The 8,358-nt window shown below is 45.8% G+C and carries 7 protein-coding genes; 5 read left to right on the top strand and 2 right to left on the bottom strand.

Features of this window, described 5'->3' with window-relative positions:
- Positions 1–238: hypothetical protein (locus tag QUB04_RS29300; protein WP_333289946.1), on the bottom strand; the 238-nt coding region annotated here is incomplete at its 3' end.
- 71 nt (positions 239–309) lie between these two features.
- Positions 310–1,326, bottom strand: coding sequence for an adenosine kinase (locus QUB04_RS29295; protein WP_333289944.1), 1,017 nt, complete (start codon positions 1,324–1,326; stop codon positions 310–312).
- A 152-nt stretch (positions 1,327–1,478) separates the two neighbouring features.
- Here QUB04_RS29295 and QUB04_RS29290 point away from each other — a divergent pair, with 152 nt between their 5' ends.
- The 5 genes from QUB04_RS29290 to QUB04_RS29270 all read left to right on the top strand — a co-directional run bounded on the left by QUB04_RS29290 (position 1,479) and on the right by QUB04_RS29270 (position 8,199).
- Positions 1,479–3,038 (top strand): AAA family ATPase, encoded by a 1,560-nt coding sequence (locus QUB04_RS29290; protein WP_333289942.1) that lies wholly within the window; start codon positions 1,479–1,481, stop codon positions 3,036–3,038.
- Between the two features lie 86 nt (positions 3,039–3,124).
- The gene (locus QUB04_RS29285) at positions 3,125–3,451 is read left to right on the top strand and encodes a hypothetical protein (RefSeq protein ID WP_333289940.1); all 327 of its coding nucleotides are present in this window, start codon (positions 3,125–3,127) and stop codon (positions 3,449–3,451) included.
- 144 nt (positions 3,452–3,595) lie between these two features.
- Positions 3,596–4,390, top strand: a complete 795-nt coding sequence (locus QUB04_RS29280) for a YdcF family protein (RefSeq protein WP_333289938.1) — start codon at positions 3,596–3,598, stop codon at positions 4,388–4,390.
- Positions 4,391–4,766: 376 nt separating this feature from the next.
- Positions 4,767–7,922: a poly(A) polymerase gene (locus QUB04_RS29275; protein ID WP_333289936.1), complete on the top strand. Its 3,156-nt coding sequence runs from the start codon at positions 4,767–4,769 to the stop codon at positions 7,920–7,922.
- 43 nt (positions 7,923–7,965) lie between these two features.
- The gene (locus QUB04_RS29270; RefSeq protein WP_333289934.1) at positions 7,966–8,199 is read left to right on the top strand and encodes a hypothetical protein; all 234 of its coding nucleotides are present in this window, start codon (positions 7,966–7,968) and stop codon (positions 8,197–8,199) included.
- The last annotated feature ends 159 nt before the right edge of the window (positions 8,200–8,358 follow it).

The raw sequence follows: 8,358 nt of genomic DNA, 5'->3' as shown, positions 1-8,358 counted from the left end.
TAGGGGCGGTGCCCCCGTGCCCGCCCCGGCGCTGAGGGGGCAACCACGGGGGGATTGCCCCTACAGGCATATTTGGCACGATCGTCAAGCGGGTAGGCGATCGCGCCATTGCGTACTCAATCGATTTGACTGTAGGGGCGGTGCCCCCGTGCCCGCCCCGGCGCTGAGGGGGCAACCACGGGGGGATTGCCCCTACAGGCATATTTGGCTTGCTCCATCTGCGTTCATCCCCGTTCATCTGCGTTTATCTGCGGTTAAAAAAAGAGCGATCGCCCTTAATCCAAAAAGTGCGATCGCCCCTTTCAATTCCTAACCAGAAATCACCTCACTCAAAAGATGAGCCTGAGAACCCTCAAGCCGAGGCCCATGAATCTGCACCACCCTAGAAGCCAAGAAATTGCCCCAGCGAGCCGCTTGTGCAGAACTCAAACCATTAGTAATTCCAAACAAAACACCGCCCGCAAAAGCATCCCCAGCACCCACAGTATCGATCGCCTTTACCGGAAATCCAGCCACATCAACAATCTGTTTGTTCTCCACCACCATGCAGCCTTTATCCCCATTAGTGATAAAAGCCAAATCAGAAATCTCGCTCATTTTCCGAGCGCACTCTTCCAGAGATTCCTCCTTAAAAAAGCTCCGAACTTCATCAGCATTGCAAAAAATTACATCGCAATATTCCGAAACCACCTTGTGAAAATCATCAGCAAATCGATCGACTAAAAAGCCATCCGAAAAAGTAAAAGCCACCTTCACACCCAGACGCTTAGACTGTTCCATCGTCTCAATGCTAGCCTTTCTCGGATCAGGAGCATCCCAAAGATAGCCCTCAACATAACTGTACTTGCAGTGAGCCAGTCGATCGACATCAATATCACTCGCCGCCAGAGTAGTAGAAACCCCCAGATTAGTACACATCGTGCGTTCCGCATCCGGCGTAGTCAGCACAACACAAGTACCAGTGGGTTCCTTCGACTCAGCAGCAGGATGCACATTAAAATCAATCCCCGCCGCCAGCAAATCTTGCCGGTAAAATTCGCCGTTAGTATCCTTAGCAACCTTCCCCGAATAATAGGCTTTACCGCCACTCTGAGCCAAACCAATCATCGTATTTGCCGCCGAACCTCCCGATCGCATTTGCAGCGAATTGTGCTCTAAATCGTGCAAAATCCCCCCCTGCGTTTCTGAATTCATCAGCGTCATCCCGCCGCGATTCAGCCCGTGGCCGAGTACAAATTCATCTTCCACCAATGCTAGGATGTCTACAAGGGCATTTCCCACGCCAAACACATCCACGGAACCAGATTCTTGATTATTTTCTGTCATCGCTGCTTTTTTTTACACTAACTATCAACTCTATAATAAATCGGATTAAAGTCAACATCCCCACTCCCAATCTAAAGTCCCCAACTTAAAATCTAAAATTCACAATCCAAAATCCCCAATCTAAAATCTAAAATCCCAAATCTAAAATCGCTATGACTTGTCTCCCACCTCTGATTCAGCAAATGTTGCAGCCCGGTTTTTACCCGCACGGGGTGACAGAACCAGTGCAGCTAATTCAGACTCACGCTTCCTTTGTTTTGCTGACAGGAGATTATACTTACAAAATCAAGAAACCAGTCAATTTTGGCTTTTTGGACTATTCAACTTTGGAGAAACGGCAGCATTTCTGCAACGAAGAATTGCTGCTGAACCGACGCACTGCACCGGAAATTTATCTAGAAGTTTTGCCAATTGTTAAAATTGGGAATTCCTTTCAATTAGGCAGCAGCTTACCTGCTATTAATTCAGCCGAAATTGCTGTAGAATACGTGCTGAAAATGCGGGAGTTTCCTCAAAAATCGCTGTTGCTCAGTTTGTTGGAACGCGGACTGTTGACCGAGCAAATTATGGCAGACTTAGGGCGGGAAGTTGCCAAGTTTCATAGCAGGGCAATTAGTAATAGCTACATTCGCACATTTGGCGAAGTCAGTCAGATTCGTACAGCAATAAACAACAATTACCGGATTTCGGAAAAATATATTGGCGGGCCGCAGACTCAGGCACATTTTCAGGAAACTAAAGATTATACAGATGCGTTTTTTGAAAAAAATCAAGAATTATTTAACCGACGGCTTGCCAATAATAAAATTCGCGAGTGCCACGGAGATTTGCACTTGCGGAATATAGCATTCTGGCCAGATAAAATCTTGCTGTTCGACTGCATTGAATTTAACGAGCCTTTTCGCTTTGTTGATGTCATGTACGATGTCGCTTTTACAGTAATGGATTTGGAATCGCGCGGGCGCAGAGACTTAGGCAATGCTTTTCTGAATACTTACATCGAACAAACAGGCGATTGGGAAGGACTGCAAATGTTGCCTTTGTATTTGAGCCGTCAAGCTTATGTTAGAGCAAAAGTAACTTCGTTAATGTTGGACGATTCCGCTATTTCAACTCCCCAAAAAGCAGAGATTTCACAAACTGCCGCTCATTACTATAAACTGGCTTGGCAATACACACAACCGCGCCGGGGAAAGTTAACTTTGATGTCTGGTTTGTCTGGTTCTGGCAAGAGTACAGCAGCTCGATATTTGGCTCGCCGCACTGGGGCAATTCACATTCGATCCGATGCGGTTCGCAAACATTTAGGGGGAATTCCTTTAAATGAACGTGGCGGGCAAGATTTGTACTCGGATGAAATGACGGCACAGACTTATGGTAGATTGTTAGAGTTGGGGATAATTTTGGCTGACCGAGGTTGGGATGTGATTTTAGATGCAAAGTTCGATCGCCAAAACTTGAGAACCGATGCGATTAATCAGGCTCAATCCCACGGCTTGCCCCTGCAAATCATTTACTGCACCGCACCACTTGAAGTATTGCGAGAACGACTGCAACACCGCCGGGGCGATATTGCGGACGCGACGGCAGAACTATTGAGTTCACAGCAAGCAGCTTTTGAACCTTTTACAGAATTAGAGCAAATTTCTGTAAACATTGTAGATACCCTGCAAGACTTAGAGGTACAATTAAACTTGATTTGTGGGGAGTAGTTGCAGTTCGATCGCCCTTGCCAATTTGATTGTCTGCTAATATTGTCAATATCTTTCTGTATTATTACAAAAAAAACTTGCAGCTTATGCCAAAATTTACCGGAGACTCCAAGGGGTTTAGCCCCGCGCTGATATGGTTTGTGTTGTTTACCGTTGGGTTTCGCTTAGTAGGAGCTGCGCTGCCCCTGAGTCTTGGCTTTGGTGTCATTGGTGGCGTGGCAGCAGGTTTAATTGTCGCTTGGTGGCACAACGAATTACTACTCAACCCGAATATGCGTTCCAAGGAGAAAACCTCGGATGCTATCCTCAATAAAGAAGTAGTGGAAAGGGAGAGCAAACTATATAGCAAAACCTCTAGGCGTGAAGCTCCTACATTGTTAGACTGGTTGTCCGGGCCAGAGGATCGTCGCTAGCTTTAGTCATTAGTCATTAGTGATTAGTCATTAGTCATTAGTCATTAGTCATTAGTCATTAGTTAACAGTCACTAAGGTTCTTCGGCCCAATACCCAATACTTCGGCTACGGGAGCGTACTTCCAATGCCAAATTCCCAATTGAATGTTTGTATTTCTATCGAAACTCCTGCCGCTGTTTATTTATCCTTTGGGGTTGAGTTGCCTGTTAATGATGGCGGCTTTAATCACACTTTGGAAGCGTCCAAAATGGGCGGCGGCGCCAATTGCTGCAGCTCTAATTATTTTACTGCTCGGAAGTAGCGGTTGGGTTTCAAAATCGTTAGTTCGATCGCTCGAATGGCAAAACTTACCAACCGCCGAACTCCCCCAAGCTGAAGCGATTATCGTCTTGGGCGGCGGTGTCAAAGCAGCTTTACCTCCCCGTCCTTGGGTAGAATTAGCGGAAGCGGGCGATCGCATAATCTACGGTTCCCGACTTTATCGGCAAGGCAAAAGTCCCCTGCTAATTCTCAGCGGCGGTAGAGTAGATTGGAAAGGCGGCGGGGCTCCCGAATCGGCAGACATGGCAGAAATTGCCCAAACAATGGGTGTACCGGCATCAGCAATTCTGCAAGACCCAGATTCACACAACACTTATCAAAATGCGGTCAACGTGCGGAAAATTTTAGATGCTAAAGGCATAAAAGGGCCAGTTTTGCTAGTGACATCGGCGATGCACATGACTCGATCGCTCTTAATTTTCAAGCGGCAAGGCATAGCAACCATTCCAGCACCAACAGACTTCCAGATAACGCAGCAGGATATCGCAGCATCCCAAAACAATTGGCAAGCAGTCGCCTTGGATTTATTGCCGGATACCTATCAGTTAAACCAGTCAACTAAAGCTTTGAAAGAATACATCGGTTTGTTCGTCTACCGATTGCGGGGATGGCTTTGAGAGAATTTTAGATTTTAGATTTTGGATTTTGGATTCAATCAAGCACTTATAGCCGTCGCCCCTACACAAGTTCAGGAGTTATACCAAATCCGGGTTAAAAACCCCTTCCCAAGCGCGAGGGGGAGAGGGGGAGATTTCAATCGCCTCCTTCATAAAGGGGATGACAAACCCGGATTGAGTATTGTGCATCAAGACTGAGAAACCGGGTTTTTTACCAAAATAAAAGACCTTGATGCACTATTTCCGTCAAAAAACCCGGTTTCTGCGTCCAGGACTAAACTTGTGCCAATATTGAGCGCACCCTACACGATCGCTCTTTATGTAGTACAATATAATTACGTTTGTCATACAACGGTAACTATAACAAAATAATACAATGTCAAAGCCAAAGTCTCCAAAACAAAAAATGGCGACAATCCGCGAGGTTTACGATCGCATTTTATGGGATAGTCGTTTAGACCATCGCGCCTTTAGTCTGGGTTTTAGCGATCGCATTTCTGGCAATATCCGGGAAAAACTCCTGTCAGAATGGGAAGTAAACGGGGATATTCCCTGGCATCGGATTCGTTATGTTAAATGCGGGGAAACAATTGTTTGGGATCGCGATCGGCTGCTAGACTTGTTTGCTACTGGAGAATTACCAGTCACAGCATGGGTGGTGGCAGCGGGAAACGAGGAATCGGAAAACCAGAAACAGCAAATTTTTCCTCACCTGCTACCTTCGATCTCTGTTACTGACTTCCACACTATACCTATTTACCGCTACGATCGAGAAAATTGGCAAGCCATCGATTATTCCTTAGAGTCGGTAACAGTAACAACATTAAAAATTGCCAGTTTTAACGTATTATCAGATCGCTACGAATCCGAGCAGACGCAGACAGCCAAGCGAATTCCCATAATTATAGAACATCTGCGTCAGTGTGATGCCGATATTATCGCCCTCCAAGAAGTAACGCCGCGCCTGTTAGAAATACTGTTAGCTGAAGATTGGGTACAGGGTTATAATCTCTCCGAATCTCCCCAAGGCGAGACGCTGGAATGGCACGGTTTATTGCTGCTATCCAGATTGCGGTTTAACTTAGTAGAATATCGCTACTCGCAGCGGAAGCGGGTATTAGTAGGAAAGTGGCTGCTTAACGGGCAAACTCTAAATGTCGCCGCCGTCCATTTCACCAGCGATTACAATAAAAATGCTCTCGAAGTGAGATTGAAGCAACTTAATATTTTGCTAGAATATCTGAACTCACAGCCCGGAGATTGCCTAATTGTTGGCGATTTTAATGCTAGAGGCAACGAACAAGCAGAGATATTAACCCAAAACAATTTTAGCGATATTTGGCAAACACTCCATCCAGACGATCCGGGATACACTTTCAATCCCCAGGCTAATCCCTTGGCAGAATTAATGAGTCTAACTAAACTTGCGGCACGGTTAGATAGGATGATGTTGAGGAGTCACGATCGAGATTGGATATCTCGTAAAATAGAATTATTTGCCTGCAATCCCGTACCAGATACAGAAGGAAAAATCTATCCCTCCGATCATTTTGGTATCCTTACCCAGCTAGAATCTACAGCCTTTTTGCAAACCATCCCACCTGTTTATCGAAGCGCAGTTGTCATAATTCCGCCGGATGAAATTTTACCCGCAATTCAAACAATTCGCCGCCGCTGCGATCGGCAATTTCACCGCTGGATGCCGCATATCAATCTACTGTATGGTTTTGTGCCAGAGGCATATTTTCCAGAAGCAGCAGCAGCCATCGCCCAAGCACTGAAACAACTAGAACCATTTACCATTACTCTATCAAACTTTGAAATTTTTACCCACTCTTCTAGCTGTACTGCATGGTTAAATCCTATTCCCGAACCTGCTGATTCACTAAATCGATTGCAAACCGTACTCCAACAAATATTTCCCCAATGTAACGAACAAAGTACCAAATCGGCTAATGGATTCACACCCCATTTAACTGCAGGTCAATTTGCCACAGCCCAAGCCGCCAAAACCGAACTTTCCCAATGGCATCCCGTACAATTTCAAGTAGACTCGATCGCCCTAATTAGCCGCCGCGATAACGAACCATTCCAGGTTAGATACCGCATACCTTTAAAAGCAGAAAATTCGCCAGAAATTTCCAGTGCAAAAACAGGAGAAGATGGATCTAACCTATCGCTAATAGAAATAATCAACCAACTCGATCCCAAACTAACCCAAACACAGCTACAGCATCGAGAAGCAATTCAATCGATCGTAGCCCAAGCTTGTCGAGAATGTTTGGGCTACCCACCATTGTTGCAGCAAATCGGATCGGCACGTATAGGCGTACAAAGCAGCCACAGCGATTTAGACTTAATTTGTATAATTCCCGTCCCTTTAACAGGGGAAACATTCCTCAAACAGGTACAAAATAGACTAGCAGGATTGTGCGATCGCTCCCAACTGGTAAAATCGGCAAGAGTGCCAGTATTGAGAATGGAAATTGAAGGAGTCGCCGTCGATTTACTCTGTGCTACAACCCTGGGACAATCCCAGATAATTGAACCGTTATCTGAAGCCGCCCGACCCTTTTTCGATCCCCTCAGTTGGAGTGCCGCAGTCGGTATTTTGGAAGCGGACTTAATAGTGGATAGAGTCAGCCAACATCTGTCCTGGGATGTATTTACAAACTTGTTAAGGGCGGTGCGAACCTGGGCGAAAGCACGTCAAATTCACGGTAATGCTTGGGGATTTCTCGGTAATTTTTCTTGGGCTTTACTGACAGCTTGGACTTCCATTCAATGTGGAGATATAACCCCCCATTCCCCTAGCCTGTTTCGGGGCAACCACGGGGGGATTGCCCCTACGGAAAACGAGGGTTTTGTAGGGGGGGTGTCCCCGTGTCCGCCCGGCCCCAGAGACGATAAATTACTGGACATATTACTTGCCCATTTTTTCCAAATCCTCAGCCAACACGATTGGACTCAACCAATATCATTAACTGAAGCCGGAAAACAGTATCCAGTGCGAAAATCGCGGGAATGGTTTCCTGTAATAACATCGATCGAACCTTGTCAAAATAGTACCCGAAATGTCACGAGATCGACCGCAGAATTATTGCGCCGCGAATTGGGGCGCGGTGCAGAAATTGCCGAGGAAGTATTGGCGGGAAATACCGCTTGGACAACTTTATTTGAGTTAGCCGATTTACCTGAACAATCGAATGCGTTTTTAGTATTGACGGTAAGTAGTGCAGAAGTTGGCGAGTTAGAAAAATGCAGCGGCTGGCTTGAAGGTAACACTATCGGATTAGCGATTAATTTAGAGCAAAAACTTAATATCCATGTCAGACCGCGGCCGGGAATTACGAGAAGACAAAATCTAGTTAGTGCAGTGCTAGGTACGAGCTGTAATATAGATGAAGATGCTGCTGCGATCGCACAAATTAGCAATGAGTTTATCGACCAGTTCAATAGTGTTAACGATCGCAGCAATATCTTGAAGGTAGAGTTGTGCGATCGCGCCTCACTTAGAAATGTGTTAGCCTAGAGCAATCACAGCCAAGATTTGCCACAGTCGCCCCCAAACAATCATGCTGCCCCACGAGTTGCAAAACATTGCCCCAGAACCGACTCCCGCGGCCGAAATTTTTCAGAGACACCAAATTGTCCGCGAGTTTTACGATGAAATTAAGTACCGTCAAGAACTAGAACTTCACTGCCAGTGGTATTACGCTACAGCCAAGCAGCATCAGCAGGAATTGCAGAAAATGCAGGGAGATTGGAATATTTTAGGTTGGTTCAGCCGCGCACGGTCGAAAAATTAAGCGTTAAATAAAAAAGATGGTTTGTAGTAAGGACTTTAGCCCTGCCGATCGACTAAAAACTACAGAAAAAACTGAACTCCTCACTACAAACTCTACAACAGTTATATGACTCCCGCCCAAAAACGGATAATTGCTTGCCGACAGGAGTCGCGATCGTCA

This window comes from Microcoleus sp. D2_18a_B4 (genome assembly GCF_036702475.1).
In the GTDB taxonomy this organism is placed as follows: domain Bacteria; phylum Cyanobacteriota; class Cyanobacteriia; order Cyanobacteriales; family Microcoleaceae; genus Microcoleus.
This window is presented reverse-complemented; position numbering and strand designations above follow the sequence as displayed.

Bases quoted from the DNA above. Each gene is read 5' to 3' on its own strand.
- QUB04_RS29270 (WP_333289934.1), top strand. From the start codon at position 7,966: ATGCTGCCCCACGAGTTGCAAAACATTGCCCCAGAACCGACTCCCGCG.
- QUB04_RS29290 (WP_333289942.1), top strand. From the start codon at position 1,479: ATGACTTGTCTCCCACCTCTGATTCAGCAAATGTTGCAGCCCGGTTTT.
- QUB04_RS29280 (WP_333289938.1), top strand. From the start codon at position 3,596: ATGTTTGTATTTCTATCGAAACTCCTGCCGCTGTTTATTTATCCTTTG.
- QUB04_RS29295 (WP_333289944.1), bottom strand. From the start codon at position 1,326: ATGACAGAAAATAATCAAGAATCTGGTTCCGTGGATGTGTTTGGCGTG.
- QUB04_RS29285 (WP_333289940.1), top strand. From the start codon at position 3,125: ATGCCAAAATTTACCGGAGACTCCAAGGGGTTTAGCCCCGCGCTGATA.
- QUB04_RS29275 (WP_333289936.1), top strand. From the start codon at position 4,767: ATGTCAAAGCCAAAGTCTCCAAAACAAAAAATGGCGACAATCCGCGAG.